Source organism: Corallococcus sp. CA054B, assembly GCF_003611625.1.
Taxonomy (GTDB): domain Bacteria; phylum Myxococcota; class Myxococcia; order Myxococcales; family Myxococcaceae; genus Corallococcus; species Corallococcus coralloides.
Window position 1 is genome coordinate 1 of the sequence record NZ_RAVY01000044.1, and the last position, 19,047, is coordinate 19,047.

At 70.9% G+C, this 19,047-nt stretch carries 14 protein-coding genes; 8 read left to right on the top strand and 6 right to left on the bottom strand.

Annotated features, from left to right (window positions below; translation table 11 throughout):
- Positions 1-69: 69 nt before the first annotated feature.
- Positions 70-1,677 carry a molecular chaperone DnaK gene (gene dnaK / locus D7V80_RS13785; RefSeq protein WP_120588629.1) on the bottom strand — a complete coding sequence of 536 codons (1,608 nt, stop codon included), beginning with the start codon at positions 1,675-1,677 and terminating at the stop codon, positions 70-72.
- Positions 1,678-1,891: 214 nt separating this feature from the next.
- Between dnaK and D7V80_RS13790 the strand changes: the two genes are divergently transcribed.
- Positions 1,892-2,725, top strand: coding sequence for a class II glutamine amidotransferase (locus tag D7V80_RS13790; RefSeq protein ID WP_120588597.1), 834 nt, complete (start codon positions 1,892-1,894; stop codon positions 2,723-2,725).
- An 8-nt stretch (positions 2,726-2,733) separates the two neighbouring features.
- On the opposite strand, the gene mrtX is transcribed toward D7V80_RS13790, so the two are convergent.
- From mrtX to polX, 3 genes are read right to left on the bottom strand one after another with little or no spacing between them, the layout of a single operon-like run.
- Positions 2,734-3,459 carry a myxosortase MrtX gene (gene mrtX / locus D7V80_RS13795; RefSeq protein ID WP_014398084.1) on the bottom strand — a complete coding sequence of 242 codons (726 nt, stop codon included), beginning with the start codon at positions 3,457-3,459 and terminating at the stop codon, positions 2,734-2,736.
- Entirely contained in the window at positions 3,456-4,067 is a 612-nt protein-coding gene (locus D7V80_RS13800) for a serine protease (RefSeq protein ID WP_014398083.1), read from the bottom strand. Before D7V80_RS13800 ends, mrtX begins: the two co-directional genes overlap by 4 nt.
- 19 nt (positions 4,068-4,086) lie before the next feature.
- A complete protein-coding gene (gene polX / locus D7V80_RS13805; RefSeq protein WP_120588598.1) occupies positions 4,087-5,847 on the bottom strand; it encodes a DNA polymerase/3'-5' exonuclease PolX in 1,761 nt (586 codons plus the stop codon).
- 66 nt (positions 5,848-5,913) lie between these two features.
- Between polX and D7V80_RS13810 the strand changes: the two genes are divergently transcribed.
- The 7 genes from D7V80_RS13810 (at position 5,914) to eutB (ending at position 14,843) form a co-directional block, all read left to right on the top strand.
- Positions 5,914-6,228 (top strand): Rieske 2Fe-2S domain-containing protein, encoded by a 315-nt coding sequence (locus tag D7V80_RS13810; protein WP_014398081.1) that lies wholly within the window; start codon positions 5,914-5,916, stop codon positions 6,226-6,228.
- Between the two features lie 215 nt (positions 6,229-6,443).
- Positions 6,444-6,911, top strand: coding sequence for a molybdenum cofactor biosynthesis protein B (locus D7V80_RS13815; RefSeq protein WP_043323766.1), 468 nt, complete (start codon positions 6,444-6,446; stop codon positions 6,909-6,911).
- Positions 6,912-6,924: 13 nt separating this feature from the next.
- Positions 6,925-7,854 (top strand): TIGR02757 family protein, encoded by a 930-nt coding sequence (locus tag D7V80_RS13820; RefSeq protein ID WP_199738612.1) that lies wholly within the window; start codon positions 6,925-6,927, stop codon positions 7,852-7,854.
- A 77-nt stretch (positions 7,855-7,931) separates the two neighbouring features.
- Positions 7,932-9,887, top strand: coding sequence for an ATP-binding protein (locus tag D7V80_RS13825; RefSeq protein ID WP_120588600.1), 1,956 nt, complete (start codon positions 7,932-7,934; stop codon positions 9,885-9,887).
- Entirely contained in the window at positions 9,884-11,041 is a 1,158-nt protein-coding gene (locus tag D7V80_RS13830) for a dienelactone hydrolase family protein (RefSeq protein ID WP_120588601.1), read from the top strand. The genes D7V80_RS13825 and D7V80_RS13830 overlap by 4 nt, the downstream gene beginning before the upstream one ends.
- A gap of 44 nt (positions 11,042-11,085) precedes the next feature.
- On the top strand, positions 11,086-12,480 hold the full coding sequence (locus tag D7V80_RS13835) for a hypothetical protein (protein WP_120588602.1): 1,395 nt from the start codon (positions 11,086-11,088) through the stop codon (positions 12,478-12,480).
- Positions 12,481-12,605: 125 nt separating this feature from the next.
- Positions 12,606-14,843, top strand: a complete 2,238-nt coding sequence (gene eutB, locus D7V80_RS13840) for an ethanolamine ammonia-lyase subunit EutB (protein WP_120588603.1) — start codon at positions 12,606-12,608, stop codon at positions 14,841-14,843.
- 125 nt (positions 14,844-14,968) lie between these two features.
- Here the strand turns inward: eutB and D7V80_RS13845 are convergent, their stop codons facing one another.
- Together D7V80_RS13845 and D7V80_RS13850 are read right to left on the bottom strand one after the other, a co-directional pair.
- Positions 14,969-17,263: a heavy metal translocating P-type ATPase gene (locus tag D7V80_RS13845; protein WP_233585327.1), complete on the bottom strand. Its 2,295-nt coding sequence runs from the start codon at positions 17,261-17,263 to the stop codon at positions 14,969-14,971.
- 215 nt (positions 17,264-17,478) lie between these two features.
- Positions 17,479-18,966, bottom strand: coding sequence for an NAD(P)/FAD-dependent oxidoreductase (locus D7V80_RS13850; RefSeq protein ID WP_120588605.1), 1,488 nt, complete (start codon positions 18,964-18,966; stop codon positions 17,479-17,481).
- Positions 18,967-19,047 lie beyond the last annotated feature (81 nt).

Here is a 19,047-nt window from a genome sequence, read left to right on the forward strand (position 1 = left end):
GGCCGGGGGCGCGGGGGGCCCTGGCGGCGCGCCAGAGTTCGGATCGGAAGGCTCGGACATCGGCGGTGCCTAGTTGGCCACGGCGGGCAGGTCGCTGCTGTTGTGGCCGGCGAGCCGCGTGTTGCGGTTCGACTGGATCGACTGCTGGATGTCCGCCTCCGTCATGCCGGACGACAACGTGATCGTCGTGGACGTCTTCTGGCCCGTCTCCACGTCGCACGCGGACACGTTCACCAGACCGTCCGTGTTGATCTCGAACGTCACTTCGATCTTCACCTCGCCGCGATACCCGATGCGGAAGCCCGAGAACTCGAACTCGCCCAGCATCTCGCACTCCTCGGCGCGGTTGGACTCACCCTGGTACACGCGGATCTTCACCTTCTCCTGCCCGTCGCGGCTGGTGGTGAAGGTCTTCGACCGGTCGATGGGCACCGGCGTGTTCTTGTCGATGATCTTCTCCGTGTACCCGCCCACGGTTCCAATCCGCAGCGTCAGCGGTGTGACGTCCACCAGGAACGTCTCCGTCTTGCTGTCCAGGAGCGCGTGCGACTGGAGCGCGGCGCCCATGGCCACGACCTGATCCGGGTTGATGCCCTCCATCGGCTCCTTCTGGAAGTAGTGCTTCACCGAGTTGCGGATGATGGGCAGCCGCGTGGGCCCGCCTACCAGGATGACCGCGTCGATGTCCGCCGCCGTCAGCCGCGCGCTCTGGAGCGCCTCGTCGCAGACCTTGAACGTGCGCTGCACCAGGTCCATCACCATCCGGTTGAACTGGTCCTGGTTGAGCGTGTTGCGCAGGTCCATCACGTTGCCGTTGGCGTCCTGGCAGATGCCCTGGCAGAGGATGTCCGCGGTGCCGTTCTGGCCCACGTCGATCTTCGCCTTCTCCGCCGCGTCCTTCAGCATCTGCAGGCAGTACTTGTTCTGCCGCAGGTCCAGCCGCGTGCGGTTGAGGAAGTCGTCCGCCATCCACGTCATGATGCGGTCGTCGAAGTCGTCGCCGCCCAGGTACGTGTCACCGGCCGTGGCCAGCACCTCGAAGACGTCCTTGCCGATCTCCAGGATGGACACGTCGAACGTGCCGCCGCCCAGGTCGTAGACGACGACGCGCTGGTTGACGTCCCGGCCGAAGCCGTACGCCAGCGCCGCCGCCGTGGGCTCGTTGAGGATGCGAAGCACCTCCAGCCCCGCGATGCGGCCCGCGTCCTTCGTCGCCTGTCGCTGGTTGTCGTTGAAGTACGCGGGGACGGTGATGACCGCCTTGTGCACCTCGCGGCCCAGGAACGTCTCCGCGACGGCCTTCATCTCCTTGAGCACCAGCGCGGAGATCTCCGGCAGCGAATAGCTGCGCTCCCGCACGCCGATGCGCACCGCGTTGTTGTCGCCCTCGACGATGCGGTAGGGCATCACCGCCTGCGCCTTCTTCACCTCGTCGGAGAAGTAGTACCGGCCGATGAGCCGCTTGGCCGAGTACACCGTGTTCTCGGGGCTGGTGATGATGTTCTTCTTCGCCGCGTTGCCCACCAGCACGGACCCTTCCTCCAGGAAGGACACGCACGAGGCATGCGTCGTCTCGCCCCACTCGTTGGGGATGACCATGGGCTGGCCTTCATGGACGACCGACACGCATGAGTACGACGTGCCCAGGTCGATGCCGATTGCGATGTCGTCCGCCATTCCGTCTCCGGTGAAGACCTGCACCCCGATCCCTCGGGGGAGAGGGCCGTCGGGAAGCGCCCGGAGGTTAGGCTCCATGCTCCGGGGTGTCAATTCAATGACTGATCAAATGCCAGCCATTTCAAGGGCTTAGCGCCAGAGCAGGGGAGCGGGTTCGCGGCGCTGAACCCCGGTCCCATGGACCTTATCCCTAGGGAAGAAGGGGGGAATCACCATGTCCGCCATCCTTGCTGCCCTGTCGTCGGACCCCAACCTCCTCCGGTGCGAGCTGCACCGGCTGGCCGGGCAGGTCGTCCTCCGCCCGGACGCTCGCGCCAATGCCCTGGGGGTGGGCTCCTATGCCCAGGAAGAGGTCCTCCTGCGTCGCCTGGCGCCCGACCGGGACCTCACGCTGGACGACCTGGGGCCGCCCCACGAATCGGAGGCGGTGCTCTTCCACGCGAACCGGCTGCCGCTCGGCCTGTCGCCCGAGGACAACACCCAGCCCTTCCGGGCCCGCCACTGGTTGTTCGCCCACCAGGGCCCGCTGCCGGACTTCGAGCCCCTGCGCGCCCCGCTGCTGTCGCGCGTGCCGGAGCACCTCCAGCGGCTGGTGCGCGGCCCCACCGACAGCGAGGTCCTCTTCGCCCTGTTCCTCACGCGCCTGCGGGAGCTGGGCCGCACGGATGATCCGCGCCTGGAGCCCTCTGTCGCCGGCCGCGTGCTGCGCGACACGGTGCGCGAGGTCGAGGCCGCGTTCGTGCAGGCCGGGCAGCGGCGCATGCCCCCGCTCAACATGGTGGCCACCAATGGCGCCGTGCTGGCCGCCACCCGCCGGGGCGAGGCCCCGCTGTACTACACGCGGCTGGAGGGCAGCGCGGAGTGCGCCCACTGCGGAGTGACTCCCGCGACGCCGGAGACGCATCCGGAGGTGGGCGCGCACCGCCGCCGCCGCACGGTGGTGGTGGCCAGCCACGTGACGCGCACGCAGGGCTGGGTGGAGCTGCCGCAGGGCACGACGCTGACGGTGGGCGCGGACCTCCAGGTCCAGCACCTGCCGCCGGCCTGAGCGGGTCGCTACGGGCCGCCGAAGAAGGAGACCTCCAGGAAGCGCACGTAGAGGTTGCAGGCGGCGTGGAAGAGCGAGCAGCCGACGAGGGTGCCGGTGCGCTCGCGCATCCAGCCGAAGAGGAGGGCCGGGAAGAACACCGCCAGCCGCCACGTCTGGAAGATGGCCAGGTGGCCCAGCGCGAAGAGCAGCGCCGTCACCCAGAAGGCGCGCCCCAGCCGGGCGCCCAGCACCACGCGCCCCTGGGGCCAGGCGTCGCGCAGGCGGGACTGGAGGTAGCCCCGGTAGAAGAACTCCTCCGGCAGGGCCACGACGAAGAGCTGATCAATCACCCACTCGCCGAAGCGCGGGGGCAGGCGCGGCTGGAAGTGGCCCTCGCCGATGATGGGCGTCAGGTGGCGCGCGAACTCGGGCGGCAGGTGCGGCACCACCTGCACGAAGGCGGCGAAGCCCGCGAAGAACAGCGGCCCCACGATGGCGCACATCACCAGGAACAGCCGCAGGTCCTGCTTCCACGCGCGCAGGGTGAGGCCGTAGTCGCGGTAGTCCTCGTCGCGCCAGCGCATGGGGATGAGCGGCAGGTAGAGGAAGCCCACCGTGGCCACCAGCTTGGGCACGCTGGTGCCCCCGGCAATGAGGAACGCCGCGATGATGCCCAGGAAGCCCAGCGCCCAGAGGCCCATCGCCTCCTGCACCGCGCTCAGCTTGAACGGTGGCCCCGAAGGCCGGCTCATGGCGCGTCCGCCGAGGCGAGCTCCGCCTTCACCGCGGACAGGGGCAGGGCGCGGGCGCCGCGGCCCCGGCGCTCGACGACGACGCCCACCAGCCGCCCGTCTCCGTCGTACAGCGGGCTGCCCGGCGCGAGCGTGAGGTCCACGTCGAAGAACGGCGCGGGAGCGGCCTTCGCCACCGCGGCCCTGGGCGTGTCCCGCTGCCCCTTCTTGCGCGCGGGCATGACCCCCACCACCCAGTGGCCCGCGAGCCCCTCCGGCACCAGCCGCACCGGCACCGCGGGCCACGTGCCCTGGGGGCCCGCCACCACCGCGACCTGGAGCGCCGCGCTGGAGAGCACCACGCGCGCCGTCAGCGCGTTGCCCGCGTGCACCACCTGGGCGGAGTCGGGGCCCACGTGGCACACGGCGGTGAGCACCTGGCCGTCCGCGCCCACGATGATGCCGGGGCCCGCGTTCTGGGGACCGCGCACGCGCACGGACGAGCGGGCGTGCAGGTCCAGCACGCGCTGGAGGTCGGCGCGCGACGGACGGGCCTCCGCGCCGGCCCGCGAGGGCAGGGCCAGGAGGAGCCAGAGGAGGGCGGGGACGAGGAGGAACGGGCGGAACATCTTCGCGCCCGGAAGCCTATCAGCGCTCCCGCAGGGCGGCGAGGAAGCTCTCCGCGGACCGGGTGTTGAGGATGTCCTGCTTCCTCGCCCAGCCGCGGCGCGCCGTGGCCACCGCGAAGGCCAGGTTCTTCAGGTCCTCCTGGCGGTGCGCGTCGCAGCTCACCACCAGCTTCACCCCGCGCCCCACGGCCTGCCGCACGTACTCGGACTTGATGTCCAGGCGCGCCGGCTTGCCGTTGATCTCCACGGCCACGCCGCGCTCCCGGGCGCGCTCCAGCACCTCCTCCATGCGCAGCGCGTACGGCTCGCGGCTCTGGATGAGGCGGCCGGTGGGGTGTCCCAGGATGTGCAGGTGCGGGTTGTCCAGCGCGGCCAGCACCCGGCGCGTCATCTGGTCCTCGTCCATGGAGTGGCGCACGTGGATGGACGCGATGACGACCTCCAGCTGCTCCAGCACGCTGTCCGCGTAGTCCAGCGCGCCCGACTCCAGGATGTCCACCTCGATGCCCTTGAGCAGCCGCATGCCGGGCACCGCCGCGTTCACGCGGTCGATCTCCTCCCACTGCCGCTTGAGGTCGTCCACCTTGAGGCCGCCCGCGTGGATGGCCGCCTCGCTGTGCTCGGTGATGGTGAGGTACTTGAGTCCCAGCGCCTGGGCCGCGCGCGCCATCTCCTCCAGCGTGTTGCGGCCGTCGGACCAGGTGCTGTGCGCGTGCACCGCGCCCTGCACGTCCTCCAGGGTCACCAGGTCCTCCGGCAGCTTCCCGGCCCGGGCGGCCTCCACCTCGCCGTTGTCCTCGCGCAGCTCCGGGGGCACCTCCTGCATGCCCAGCAGCCGGTACAGCGTCGCCTCGTCAGGGACGGGGACCTTGGTGCCGTCCTCGCGGTGCGCGCCCCACTCCGAAATCTTGAGGCCCTTCTCGTGGCCCAGGTTGCGCAGCCGGATGTGGTGCGCCTTGGAGCCGGTGAAGTGGTGCAGCGCGGTGGCGAAGTCCTCGTCCGGCAGCACGCGCAGGTCCACCTGGAGGTCGCCCTGCACCATGCGCACGGAGCACTTGCTGTCGCCCTTGCCAATCACCGTGGCCACGCCCGGCGCGTTCGCGAGCGCGTCCAGCACCGGCCCCGCCTCCTTCGCGGACGCGATGATGTCCACGTCACCCACGGTCTCCGCGCGACGGCGCACGCTGCCGCCCAGGCTGGCGCGCACCACGCCCGGGGCATGCCGGATCAGCTCAAGCAGTCCTTCCGCGATGGGGAGCGCTTCACCCAGGAGCTTCCGCTCGCCCTTGGCTCGCCGGTACACGGCGATGCCGTCCAGGAGCTTCGCCTCGCTCTTGGCGCCAAAACCCTTGAGCTCCCTCACGCGGCCGTCCTTGCAGGCGCGCTCCAGGTCCTCGACGCTGCCCACCTGGAGCTCGCTCCACAGGGCGGCCACCTTCTTCGGGCCCACGTCCGGCAGCTTCATCAGCTCCAGCAGGCCGGCGGGGAACTGGGCCTTCAGCTCCTCGAACGCCGTCATGCGGCCGGTCGTCACCAGCTCGGTGAGCTTCTCGGCAAGCCCCGGGCCGATGCCCTGGAGCTCCTGCAGGCGGCCCTCGGTGACGATGGCGCCCAGGTCCTGCGGCAGGTTCGCGATGCGGTCCGCGGCGATGTCGTAGGCGCGGACGCGGAAGCCGCTCTGCCCCTGGAGCTGGAGCAGGAGGGACATGTCCCGGAGGAGCTGGGCAACGGCCGCCTTGTCGGTGAGCACGGCGGTGGAGGGTGTCACGTCGGGAGTCACGGTCGGGAAATTAATGCCGGGGGAACGGGGGTGCAGGCCCGGACGGGTTGTGGGAAAAGGAACGCAATGACGAAGATCAAGCTGGGCCCCGCGGACTTCGCCGAGAGGGAGATGCGGGGTTACGAAATCGGCAAGCGAAACGTCTGCATCGCGAAGATCCACGGCCGTTACAAGGGCCTCGATGACTGGTGCAACCACGCCGGATGTCTGCTGTCGGGCGGACGCCTCGAGGACAACATGGTCGTGTGCCCGTGCCATGAGGTCGGCTTCGACATGGACTCGGGGAAGAACGCGACTTCGCCCGGCGTCTGTGATGACCAGCCGACGGTGCAGCTCACGGTCGAGGACGGAACGCTCGTCGTCGACCTGCCCGACGTTTGAGCCTTCCGCCTTCAGGAGCGTCCACCATGGGACACGACGGACACGATCACGACCATGACCACGGTCATGGCCACGGCCATCACCACCACGGCCATTCGCACGACCACGGCCATTCGCACGACCACGGTCATGACCACCACCACCCGCACGACCACGACCACGGGCACTCGCACGAGGGCTCCCCGGTGGCGGCGGAGCACAAGTCGCGCGCGCCGGTGCATGTCAGCGCGTACGTGGTGACGTGCTCGGACAGCCGGGACGAAGCGCACGACGGCAGCGGGAAGGACCTGCGCGAGGGCCTGGCCGCCGCGGGCCACACCGTCGCCGGGCACACGGTGGTGAAGGATGATCCGGAGGCCATCCGGGGCGCGCTCGCGCAGGCGCAGGCGGCGGGGGCCCGCGCGGTGCTCTTCACGGGCGGCACGGGCATTGGCCGGCGCGACTGCACGGTGGAGACGCTGCGCGCGCTCTTCGAGAAGGAGCTGCCCGGCTTCGGCGAGCTGTTCCGGATGCTGTCGTTCCAGCGCATCGGCAGCCCCGCGATGATGTCGCGCGCCACGGCGGGCACGTACCAGGGGATGATCCTCTTCGCGCTGCCGGGCTCGCCGCAGGCCGTGAAGCTGGCGCTGGACGCGCTCATCCTCCCGGAACTCGGCCACGCGGTGCGCGAGCTCACGCGTTAGCACTGGACGCGTGATGAAGAAACGCCGCGTCGCGCACACCGGCTTGAGCACCCAGGCGGCCGACCTCCTGCGCCCCCGCCTGGATGCCTTCCTGGCCTCCACGGACCCGAAGGCGCGCATCGGGTTCGACCCGGTGGAGTTCCCCCACCGCTACACGGATCCCCGCGACGTGGAGGTCAGCGCGCTGCTCGCGGCGGCGCTGGCCTACGGGCGCGCGGACCTCTTCCGCCCGAAGGTGGACGCGCTCCTGAAGCAGATGGGGCCGTCGCCCGCGGCCTTCGTGCGCGCGCTGGACGTGAAGGGCGCGAAGGCGCTGCTCACGGGCTTCGTGTACCGCTTCAACGTGGGCACCGACCTCGCGGTGCTGCTGCTGGGCATGGGCCGCGCGCTGCGCGAGCACGGCAGCCTGGAGGCCCTGTTCGTGCGGGGCTTCAAGGCGAGCGGCACGCTGCACGGGGCGATAGCGGCCTTCACCGCCGCGCTGCGGGACGTGCCCATGGAGGCGCTCCGCAAGGCCATGGGGCCGGAGCGGGGACTGCATCACCTGCTGCCCTCGCCGCTGGGGCCGGGTGCGGCGAAGCGCCTCAACCTGTACCTGCGGTGGATGGTGCGCGGACCTGACGCGGTGGACTTCGGCATCTGGAAGCAGGTGCCCGCGTCCGCACTGCTGGTTCCATTGGACACGCACATCGGACGCATGGCGCTCCACCTGGGACTGACGCAGCGTACGGACCTGACCTGGCGGACCGCCGAGGAGGTGACGGCGTCGCTGCGGGCGCTCGATCCCGTGGACCCCGTCCGCTACGACTTTGCTTTGTGCCACTACGGTATGAGTGGCGCCTGCCCGGCGAAGACGCTGCCGCGGCATTGCGAGGGTTGCTCGCTCCTACCTTCCTGCAAGGTAGGCCCCCGCGTCATCGCGCGCGGTTCACTGCAATTCTGAGTCCCACCCGACCCGGAAATGGGCTACGGGCAGTCCCCGCGGCCCCGCGTTGACGGGTTGGCGCGGTCAAGGCTGCAATGCGGTCGGGCGACGCGGGAAAAATGATCCTGCGGAGCGCGAGGAGCGACGCGGTGCACGCAATGCTGGTGGCGGTCCCAGCCCCGGTGGCCCAGGACGTGGAGCGCGACCTTTGCGCCACGGCCGAAGGGCGTGCGTGCCGGGTGATCCGCGTGGAGTCCCCGCCGGAGCCGCTGCCCGAAGGGCTCCTCGTTCTCTGGGACCACGGCGGTCCGCTGGAGGCCGTGAAGGCGCGTTGCCAGTGGGCGCACGCGCGCCGGCTGCAGACCCGGACCTGGCTGGTCGTGCTGACGAAGCGCGAGGGAGACGAGGCGGAGGCGCTGGTGGCTGCGGGCGCGGACGAGTGCGTGGCGCCGCCCGGTACGCGCTGGGGGGCGAGGCTCGTGGCGCTGCGGCGCAGATCCTCGGATGGGGACGCGCAGGCGCTCCGGCGGGCCCGCGACATGTTCCAGGGCGCGCTGGACGCGGTGCCGGAGCCGCTGTTCATCAAGGACCGCGAGCATCGACTCGTGGCGGTGAACAGCGCCTACTGCCGCCTGCTGGATCAACCCGCTGAAGCGCTGCGGGGCACGGTCACCTCGGTACAGGTGCCGCAGCACGAGGCGGAGGCGTCGTGGCGCCAGGACGAGCGCGCCTTCACCACCGGGCAGACCGTGGAGGACGAGGGCTCCTTCACCGACGCCAGGGGCCGCTCGCGCGAGGTGCTCACGCAGCGGGCCGCGTACATGCTGCCCAACGGAGAGCGCTTCCTCGTGGGGCTGGTGCGCGACGTCACCGAGCAATCCCGCCTGGAGACGCAGCGGCGGCTGGCGGAGCGGATGACGTCCGTGGGAACGCTGGCCGCGGGCGTCGCGCATGAAATCAACAACCCGCTCTCGTATGTGACCTCCAACCTGGCCTACCTCTGGGAGCGCGTGGCGCAGCCGGTGCTTCCGGTGCCGACCGAGCAATTGGAGGAACTGCGGCAGGTGGTGGCGGAGGCGCTGGAGGGGGCGGGGCGGGTGCGCTCCATCGTGCGCGACCTGCGGACGTTCTCGCGCACGGAGGAGGAGCAGCACGGGCCGGTGGACGTGCGGCGCGCGGTGGAGAACGCGGTCAAGCTGATGCGCGACGAACTCCAGCACCGCGCGTGCATGGCGTGCGACCTGGAGCCGGTGGCCGCGGTGCATGGCAACGAAGGCCGGCTGGCGCAGGTCGTCACGGGCCTGCTGACCAACGCGCTCCAGGCCTTCGGCGATCGGGCCCCGGAGGAGAACCTGCTCAAGCTGCGCGTGCGTCCGGGCCGCGAGGGCCACGTGCTCATCGAGGTGGAGGACAACGGGCACGGGATGCCCGCGGAGGTGCGCCAGCGCATCTTCGATCCGTTCTTCACCACGCGCTCGCCCAAGGGCGGCACGGGCCTGGGCCTGTCCATCTGCCTCACGCTGGTGCACGCGATGGGGGGCCACATCGAGGTGGCCAGCGAAGAGGGGCAGGGCAGCCTCTTCCGCGTGGAGCTGCCGGCGCTCACGTTGCCGCCCGAAGCCGCCCGGCCCGCGCAGGCCACCCCGGCCGTGGCGGAGGGGCCCTCGCAGCCGGTGCGCGCGACGCGCGACCTGCGCCGGTTGCTGCTCATCGACGACGAGCCGGCGGTGGGCAGCGCGGTGAGCCGGCTCTTGCGCAACCTCTACGAAGTGCACGTCATCCAGGACGCGCGCGAGGCCCTGAAGCGCCTGTCGCACGGTGAGAAGTTCGACGCCATCCTCTGCGACCTCATGATGCCGGGCATGAGCGGCATGGACTTCCTGGTGGAGCTGGAGCGGCTGGCGCCGGAGCTGGCGCCGCGCACCGGCCTGATGACGGGCGGGGTGAACCCGCAGGCCCGTGAGTTCGTGGGCCGCCGCGCGCGCGAGCTGCTGGAGAAGCCCTTCGAGCGCGACCAGCTGTGCACCTTCGTCGAAACCCTGATGCAATGAAGCACCGGACGCGCTGGACGCTGGGGGCCGTGCTGGCGGCCGTGTTGGCCGCTGTCTTCTTCCTGCTGCCGCCCGAACTGCGAGGGCTGTCCTTCGTGCTGCGCGCGGCGGGGATCCACGGCACCACGGCCACTGCCCTGGCCAGCAGCTACGGCACCGGGGCCTTCAGCGTCGCGGACCTGAGCATCCCCACGCGTCACGGGCCGATGCGCGGGCGGCTCTACCATCCGGACCGGCGCAGGGGCCGGCTCATCGTGCTCACGTCGGGCGTGCACGCGGCGGGCATCGACGAGCCCCGGCTGGTACGGCTGGCGGAGGACCTGGCGATGGGCGGACATCCGGTGCTCACGCCGGAGCCGCCGGACCTGCTGCGCTACGAAATCACGCCGTGCCTGACGGACGACATCGAGGACACGGCCCTGTGGGCGCTGGGGCCAGGAGGGCTGGCGGGGGAGGGGAAGGTGGACCTCTTCGGCATCAGCTTCTCCGGAGGATTGTCCGTCGTCGCGGCGGGCCGGCCCGCGCTGCGCGACAAGGTGGCCGCGGTGCTGTCCTTCGGAGGGCACGGCGACCTGTCGCGCGTGCTGTCCTTCCTGTGCACGGGCGTGCAGGCGGATGGGGTGCACCGCAAGCCGCACGACTACGGCGTGGTGGTCATCCTGCTGAACGTCGCGGACCGGCTGGTGCCGCCCGAGCAGGTGGCGGCCCTGCGCGAGGGCGTCCTGAAGTTCATGCACGCGTCGCACCTGACGCTCGTGGACTCGAAGCAGGCCGAGGCCGCGTTCGCGGAGGCACGCGCGATGGAGGCCACGCTGCCGGAGCCCGCCGCCACGCTGCTGCACCAGGTGAACACGCGCGACGTGGCCGCGCTGGGGCCCCGGCTGCTGCCCTTCGTGAAGGACTTCGCCGGAGACACGTCGCTGTCGCCGGAGCGCTCTCCCGCGCCGCGAGCGCCGGTGTACCTGCTGCACGGGACGGACGACTCCGTCATCCCCGCCATCGAATCCACGCTGCTGGCGCGAGCGCTGGAGCCGCACACGCAGGTGCACCTGCGGCCCACGCCGCTCATCACCCACGCGGAGATGGACCGGCAGGCCAGCGCGATGGAGGCGCTGAAGATGGTGCGCTTCTGGTCGGCCCTGCTCGGCGAGTAGTGCGCCGCCACGCGACTTGACGTCCGAGCCCGGGAGCGGCTGCCATGGCGGGCATGTCCGTGTCTTTCATCGCGTCGTTCGGGCTGGGTTGGCTGTTGGCTGCCGCGCCCTCGCAGGCGAAGCGCATCGTCCCGTGTACGCCGGACTCCGCCGATTGGAAGGCCGCGCGGGAGGAGCTGTCCGCGTTCGATGCTCGGATGGAGGCGCTTCCGGAGGACGGTGAGGTGGAGGAGGCGCGGGCGGGAGTCATGCTCCTGCTGAGCCACCGCTGCTTCGGCATCGCACGCGAAGAAGAGTCACGGGAGCCGCTGACGTGGGACGAGGAGCACCCCGTACCCGCGCTCGCGTTGAAGACGTGGTGGCGCGACGGGGGCAAGGCGTACTTCACGTCCCAACTGGAGCTGGGCCGTGCCGGAGCGCAGACCGTCGTGATTCCTCCAGACCTTCGCGACGTGCTGGCGCGCGAGGCAGCACCGAAGCATCGGCTGGCGTCCCTGCTGTGCCCCGTGAAGGCCGGTGACTGCGGCGCGGAGACCGAGCCCTGGCGCGCGCGGGCGGAGAAGGCCTTCCGTCCGGAGAACCGCCGTCCCGGCACGTTCGACGAGGATGAGCCGCCTCCGCCGGACTGCATGAAGGAGGCCCGGAAGCAGCCATCCCTCCGTCGCTACAAGACGTGGCGAGCATGCCTGGCGCTCAGCCCGAAGGCGCGGAATGTCCAGACGGTGCTGCCGCTGGGACGCATCCGCGCGCCAATGGATGGCTGGCTGGTGATCCGGGGCAGGCGGGGGCATTACGCCTTCTGTGATCAGCTCGACGCCTACCACCTGGCGACGGGGACCACGTACCGCTCGAGCAGCTGCTCCAACCTGGCGTTGAAGTCCGACGGCAAGGTGGACGGAGCGGCCACGGACGCCGCGCGGCAGTCCGGTGTGCGGGTGGGGCGCGTGTCACCGGAGCGGCTTCGCGAGCTGATGTGGATGCTGTTGATGGAGCCGGAGGTGAAGGACCGGGTGCAGGTGGAGGCCGTGCGCGTGCCGGTGCCGAAGGGCCTCCGCGTCGAGTGGCCCGCGACCGATGACGGGAGCCTGGGCGGGGTCGCCGGTGGCGTCTTCGGCGGCTCCACGGCGCAGACGAGGCTGAGCTGGAACTGGTTCCCTCCCGGAGGCGCGGAGCTCCTGTCGGGTCGTTTCACGTTTCCCTATTCATGGGCTCCGGGGGAGGACCACGCGAACGTCCTCATGACCGAAGCCGAAACCACGTTCCAGGAGGGCTGCCCGGCATTGCCTGTCCCGGTCCGGGAGCTCGACTTCACGCGCGAGCCCGGCGTCAACCGCATCGACGCACCGGAGGGCGTGTCCAAGGTCCAGGACGCGCGAGTGGACGCGCTGCTCACCTGGAAGCCCCCAGCGGGCTGCGTTCCTGGCAAGGACGGTGGCTGAGCTTCAGCGCGCTAACGATTGCAACACCAAGCATCGCGGGGGGCAGGCGTCCGGGCGTCACGCAGGTGACACGGCCCTCGGGGGATGGTGGCGCGGCGGGGCCGCCGGTTAAAGCTGATGGCCCCATGAACGTCCGCATCCCCGACGTCCTCCCCCATGAAGACGTATTGGATTACGTGCAACGCCTGAGCGGCGGCTTCGACGCGCGCCTGTATCAGCAGGTGCTGGGCGCGGCGAACGCATTCAAGGAAGGCGACGAGGCCATCGGCGTCGCGGCGGCGGATGAGGAGTCGCGGCGCAACGCGCGGACCCTGTTGTCGCGCACGCGGCTGGATGATCTGCACGCGCATCCTCCCTTCGAGGACCGGCTGTATGTCTTCAACCTGGAGGCGTGGGCCCCGGCGCGCTGGAAGCGCGTGGCGGACTGGACGCTGGGACGGCTCAAGGGCTTCCTCCTCACCGCGCCGGAGTCCCAGGTGCATGACGTCCTGGACGGACTGCCCAGTGACGTCATCGCGTGCGTCGTGAAGCTGATGGACGACGCGGAGCTGAAGACCGTCGGTGGGCGCATCTTCCATCCATTGCCGGGCAGCCGCGTGGGGGCGAAGGGCTACCTGAGCGCGCGCTTGCAGCCCAACTCCCCCACGGATCATCCGGAGGACATCCGCTGGCAGGTGTTCAACGGGTGGTCCTTCGCGGTGGGCGACGTGGTGCTGGGGACCAACCCGGTGTCCTCCGACGTCGCGTCGGTGGCCGCGGTGGAGTCCGCGCTGCACGACGTGCTGGTGACGTTCGGGTTGGAGGAGGTGATGCCCCACTGCGTGCTCTCGCACATCGATGTGCAGGCGCAGGTGGAGGCGATGCGGCCGGGCACCACGGGCATCTGGTTCCAGAGCCTGGGAGGGAGCGAGGCGGCCAACCGCACCTTCGACGTGACGCTGGAGAAGATGGTGGCGCACGCGGCGGCGCGCACCGGCAAGTGGGGCCTGTACTTCGAGACGGGGCAGGGCGCGGACGCGACGAACGGGCACCACTTCGGCACGGACATGCTCATCCACGAGTCGCGCAAGTACGGCTTCGCGCGGGCCCTGAAGCGCCGGGTGGCCCTGGCGCAAGCGGGCGCGGGGCGGGAAGCGGCGCCGTGGGTGCACGTCAACGACGTGGCGGGCTTCATTGGCCCGGAGGTCTTCCGCACGCGCGAGCAGCTGGTTCGCTGCTGCCTGGAAGACATCGTGATGGGCAAGCTGCACGGCCTCACGCTGGGCCTGGACGTGTGCTCCACGCTGCACATGGACGTCACGCTGGATGACCTGGGCTGGTGCCAGGAGCAGCTCGCGGAGGCCGGGCCCGCGTACCTGATGGCGCTGCCCACGCGGAATGATCCGATGCTCAGCTATCTCACCACGTCCTTCCAGGACCACGTGCGGCTGCGCGAGCGGTACGGCCTGAAGGTGGACGACCGGATGTGGGCCTTCTTCCAGAGCCTGGGCGTCATCAACGCCGATGGCCGGCCCACGAGGCACTTCGGCGACCCGGCCCACGTCTACGTGCACTACCGCCGGGCCAAGGGCGACACGCGGACGGACGCGGAGCTGCGCGCGGAGGCGGAAGCGAAGATGGCGGAGGTGCGCGCCCGGGGCGTGCCGCTGGCGGTGGGGCACGGCGAGACACCCTGGACGTTGGAGCCCGCGCTGGAGCGGGAGGTGCGCGGCCTCTACGACGACGGCAAGGTGGGGCTGTGGTCGGAGCTGTCCGACGCGGCCGTGGAGTCCATCCCGGGCGCGGCGCGGCTCAAGACGCGCTCCCTGGACCGGCGCGACTACATCCTGCACCCGCCGTCCGGCGAGTCACTGGACGAGGCCTCGGAGGCGGCGGTGCGCGCGCTGCGCGAGCGGCACGCGGGCCGGTACGACGCGCAGGTGGTCGTGTCGGACGGGCTGGACCCCCGGTCGCTGATGGACGAGGGCCACCTGGCGCCGTTCCTGACGCGGCTGCGCGCGGAGCTGGAGGCGACCGGCTGGAGGGTGGCGCCGGAGGTGCTGGTGGTGAAGCACGGCCGGGTGCGCGCGGGCTACCAGGTGGGCCACCTGCTGTTCGGCGCGGAAGGGGACCCGCGTCCGCGCGCCCTGGTGCATGTGATTGGCGAGCGCCCTGGCTCCGGGCACCACGCGTTCTCCTCGTACCTCACCGCGCCGGACGCGGACACCTGGGCGAAGCCGGGCGCGGTGGACCACGACCGCACCCGGCTCATCGCCGGAATCTCAGACACCAGCGTCCGGCCGGAGGACGCCGCCGTGGAGTCGGTGCGCATCCTCGCGGAGGCGCGGACTTCTACCGCCCCCATGGTGTCGGGAGTGGCCTGACCGCGGGTGTTCTCCCTGGAGGTTGAAGACACCTGGCCCCAGTCTGCCCGGTTTCCGGAGAGTCCCCGCGCAGAGCGACGATCCTGGGGTCGTGGCCCTGCCTGAGCTTCTGCGTATCCATCGCGTCATGCCTCGAAGAGGCTGTACAGCTCCTCCTCCTGCGCGAAGTGGAGCGTGAGGATCGCGTGCAGGCCGTAGAGGGCCCGGCGGAGATCTCGCAGTTCCTCCGCGCGGGGGCCCTCGGAGGGAAGCTGTGCGACGAGTCTGCCGAAGAGACGCGTGAGCCGATGGATCTCGTGGTGTGTCTGGATGAGGGGGCCGGTGGGGTCCTCGTCCTTGAGCATCTTCCCGAGCAGGGGGTAGGCCGCCTGCTGCTCCTCGCGCTCGTGCGGCAAGAGCTTCTTCTCGAGCATCTCGCGGACACGCTCGAGCTGGGCGCGTGCATCCGGCGGCTTCAGCGAATCGAGGCGTGCCGCCAGGGCCGCGAGTTCGCTGACTTGAGGGCGCAGCGCGCGATGAGCGGCGGCGAGCTCCTGCGCGAGTCCCTTGGCCTCCGCGCGCCTGGGCGCGACGAGCCTTCCGCCGCCCAGGGCGCGCAGCGCGTTCAGGATGACGAGCACGTCGATGCCTTCCTGTAGAATGGCTCCCGCGACCGGGGTGATGTAGCCCGCCGTGGCGAAGACCATCGCCACGAGCGAAAGCCCCATCCCGACGAAGACGCTTTCCAGAGCGATGCGCCGGGTGCGCTGCGAGATCCGCGTCGCCAGAAGAAGCCCCTCGAGCCGGTCCGCGGTGAGCACGACGTCAGCTGCTTCGGAGGCGGCCGTCGCGCCGCGCGCGCCCATCGCGATGCCGATGTCGGCGAGCGCCAGTGCCGGTGCGTCGTTGATGCCGTCGCCGACCATCGCCGTGACGCCCTCGGCCCGGACGAGCTTGATGACCTCGACCTTCTCCTCGGGAGTCCGCTCGGCGAACACGCGATCAATGCCCAGTGCGTCGCCGACGAGCTCGGCGACGTCGGGATGGTCGCCTGTCACCATGTGGATGCGCCGGACGCCCTCGGCCCGGAGCGAGCGCAGCGCGCGGGGGGCTTCCGGGCGAATCGGGTCCTGCATCAGGAAGGCGCCAGCGAGCGAGCCGTCGACGGAGACGTAGACGCTCGATGAGCCTTCGACCGCCGTCCGCATCTCGAGAGACCGCAGCTCCGGCGTGCGTGGCGTGTCCGGAGCGGCGAAGGCGAGTTGGCCCACCGCGACGCGCCGGCCGTCGACGGTCCCCGCGATGCCCGTGCCCATCTGTTCGCGAACGTCGTTGGGGAAGCTGAGCTCGACGCTCCGGCTGTGCGCCTCCGTGAGGATGGCGGGTGCGAAAGGGTGCACCGAGACCTGCTCGACGGACGCCGCGTGCCGGACGACGTCGTCCGACGACATGCGCCCGAACGTTTCAACCGCGACCACCTGCGGCCTCGCCGACGTGACCGTCCCCGTCTTGTCGAGCAGCAGCACCTGGGTGCGCGCGAGGGTCTCGAGCGGGCCGCCGCCCTTGACGATGATGCCGTGCTTCGCCGCGCGTGATACTCCGGCGACGATCGCCGCCGGCGCGGCCAGGATGAGCGGGCACGGGGTCGCGACGACGAGCACCGCGAGCGCGCGGGTCGGACTGCCTGACGCGAACCAAGCGAAGGCAGACAGGCAGAGCGTGAGTCCGAGGAACCCGAGCGCGTAGCGGTCCGCGAGCCGGATGAACGGCGCCTTCGACTCCTCGGCCGCCTTGACCAGGCGAATGATGCCCGCATACGTGCTCTCGGCCGCCGAGGCGGTGACGCGCAGCTCGAACGGGCCCCCCGCGTTCGTGCCACCGCTGCGGACGGGCGTGTCGGCGTTGATCTGCACCGGCCTCGCTTCGCCCGTGAGGGCGGACTCGTCGAGTACGGCGCCTCCGCCGCGGAGGATGCCATTGGCCGGGACAACCTCACCGGGCTTGATGACGAGGACATCGCCGAGTGCGACCTCGGCGACGTCCACGTCCACGATGTCAGCACCGGAGCGCCGGTGCGCGACACGCGGCGCCCGTTGGAGAAGAGCCGAGAGCTCACGGCGGGCTCGCGCGACCGCGAAGCGCTCAAGCGCCGCTCCGCCCGTGAGCATCACGGAGATGATGGCGCCCGCAAGGTACTCGCCGAGGGCCAGCGCGCCCACCATTGCCAGGACCGCGATGAGGTCGACGCCTGTCTCTCGCCGCAAGAGTCCCTTGATGACGGAGCCGAGCGTGGGAAGCAGGACGATCGCGGTGGCGGCGGCCCACGCCCAGCGAGCCGCGTCGCCGGCATGCGCCACATAAAGGACGCCGCCAGCCGCCAGGCCCGTGAGGGCGAGCGCGAGCGGCGTCATCCGCCACAGCGATTGGGTGTTCTTCCTCACCACGTCACCGCCCGCGCAAGGCCTGCGAGACTCCGTTCGTAGGGGGCCACCGTGCAGGCACGTTCCCTCTCAAGGTGTGGCCACGGCCAGGCGTTCGCAAAAGGCACTGAACCTCGTCGGGCTGGCAGGGGCCGGCCAGACGCCGTGCGAGACCCGGCGTGGGACCGGCCGGCGACCCGCGCGCTCGCGGTACACGCACAGGCTTCGGCCGCGCTTCAGCGCACCGCGGCGATGCTCGCGGCGGTGCGCACGCCACCCACGGCGGTGGCCAAGGTGCTCTGGCCGGGGAACACGGAGTCCCCCACCAACCACACGCCGCGCTGCGCCTGGAACGGTCCCAGGATGCGGTAGTTGTCCAGCCCCGCGCGCCGGGGCACGCCGCCCACCGCGCCGGCCTCTCGCAACGTGAAGCGTTGGAACGTGCGTGGCGAGCCCGTCATGGCGTGCACCACGTTGGCCATCCACTCCGGGAGCAGCGCGTCCAGGTTCTCGCGCATCCGTGCATGGAGCCCGGCGAACCAGGGCGCCTGTTCTTCCGGCGTCATGCCCGCGACCTTCTTCAAGGGCACGTGCGTGGACACCGTCACCGTGCGCTGTCCCGGCCGTGCGCGGCCTTCATCCGCGGCCCCACTGATTGACGCGAAGAGGTGGTTGCCTTCGATGAAGGGAGCCTGCTCGTCGCGAACCAGCTCGAAGTGATGCGCGCCGCCGGAGTCGCCCTCGGGAGGCCGCACGACGAAGTAGAGCATCGCCGCGCCCCAGCCGTCGTCCACGCGCTCCGCGAGCGCATCCACCCGGGGCAGCTGGCCCACCGGAACCTCCAGCAGCGTGCGCAGCCCTTGAGGCAACACGTTGGCCACCACATGCCGGGCGAGCAGCTCACCCCTGCGCGCCGTCACCCGCCAGCCTCCGTCCACCGGCGTCACCGCGCGCACCCGGTTCGCCATGAACACGTCACCGCCCCGGGCGGAGATGGCCTTCGTCAGCGCCGTCGCCAGCCGGCCGATGCCGCCCCGGACATGGCCCGTGCCGCGCCAGTAGTAGTCCATCGCCGCGAACGCGAACGGCGCCTCGGCTTCCGCCGCGGGGCACTGCACGGTGATCTGACAGAGCGCATCCAGGTACGTGCGCAGCGGCGTGAAGCCCTCCAGCCCGTGATGCGCGAGCACCGCGCCCAGCGGGCGGCCCAGCCACCGCGCCAGCGGCGCGTAGGACCACGCGCGCCCCGCGTGCCGCATCAGCGTCTTCAGGTTCAACGGCGGCAGCAGGTCCGGGTCATCGAACAGAGGCCACAGCGCACCGGCCACCTGTGCCTGCAATTCGAAGAAGCGCCGCACGCCCCGCACGGGCGCTCCAGGCAGCGCACAGAACTCCTCGATGAGCCGGTCGCGGTCGCGGTGCACCGGCAACCGCATCCCCGGGGCTCTCAGCTCCACCAGGGGATCCAACCAGTCCACCGTCACGTCCAGCGCATGCTCGCGGATCCACCGGCCGAAGAGCTGATGCTCACCGAAGCCGGAGAACAGCGTGGCGCCGGACTCGAAGGCGTAGCCCCCGCGCCGGAAGGTGCTCGCGCAGCCGCCCGGGTAGTTGAGCCCTTCGCACAGCGCCACCCGGGCGCCCCGGCGGCACAACTCCAGCGCCGTACCCAGGCCACCGAAGCCCGCACCCACCACCACCGCGTCGTACCAGGTGTCCGCCATGGCTCGAGTGAAAGGACCGGCACCGGGAGCGGGCCGGGGGAGACCCGCTCCTTCCGGTGCCGGTATCGCGCACATGGCCAG

Excerpts from the sequence above, each read along its gene's own strand:
- D7V80_RS13800 (WP_014398083.1), bottom strand. The coding sequence starts at position 4,067 with ATGTTCCGCCCGTTCCTCCTCGTCCCCGCCCTCCTCTGGCTCCTCCTG.
- D7V80_RS13810 (WP_014398081.1), top strand. The coding sequence starts at position 5,914 with ATGACGAAGATCAAGCTGGGCCCCGCGGACTTCGCCGAGAGGGAGATG.
- D7V80_RS13825 (WP_120588600.1), top strand. The coding sequence starts at position 7,932 with ATGCGGTCGGGCGACGCGGGAAAAATGATCCTGCGGAGCGCGAGGAGC.
- D7V80_RS13835 (WP_120588602.1), top strand. The coding sequence starts at position 11,086 with ATGGCGGGCATGTCCGTGTCTTTCATCGCGTCGTTCGGGCTGGGTTGG.
- D7V80_RS13820 (WP_199738612.1), top strand. The coding sequence starts at position 6,925 with ATGAAGAAACGCCGCGTCGCGCACACCGGCTTGAGCACCCAGGCGGCC.
- eutB (WP_120588603.1), top strand. The coding sequence starts at position 12,606 with ATGAACGTCCGCATCCCCGACGTCCTCCCCCATGAAGACGTATTGGAT.
- D7V80_RS13830 (WP_120588601.1), top strand. The coding sequence starts at position 9,884 with ATGAAGCACCGGACGCGCTGGACGCTGGGGGCCGTGCTGGCGGCCGTG.
- D7V80_RS13850 (WP_120588605.1), bottom strand. The coding sequence starts at position 18,966 with ATGGCGGACACCTGGTACGACGCGGTGGTGGTGGGTGCGGGCTTCGGT.
- D7V80_RS13790 (WP_120588597.1), top strand. The coding sequence starts at position 1,892 with ATGTCCGCCATCCTTGCTGCCCTGTCGTCGGACCCCAACCTCCTCCGG.
- mrtX (WP_014398084.1), bottom strand. The coding sequence starts at position 3,459 with ATGAGCCGGCCTTCGGGGCCACCGTTCAAGCTGAGCGCGGTGCAGGAG.
- dnaK (WP_120588629.1), bottom strand. The coding sequence starts at position 1,677 with ATGGCGGACGACATCGCAATCGGCATCGACCTGGGCACGTCGTACTCA.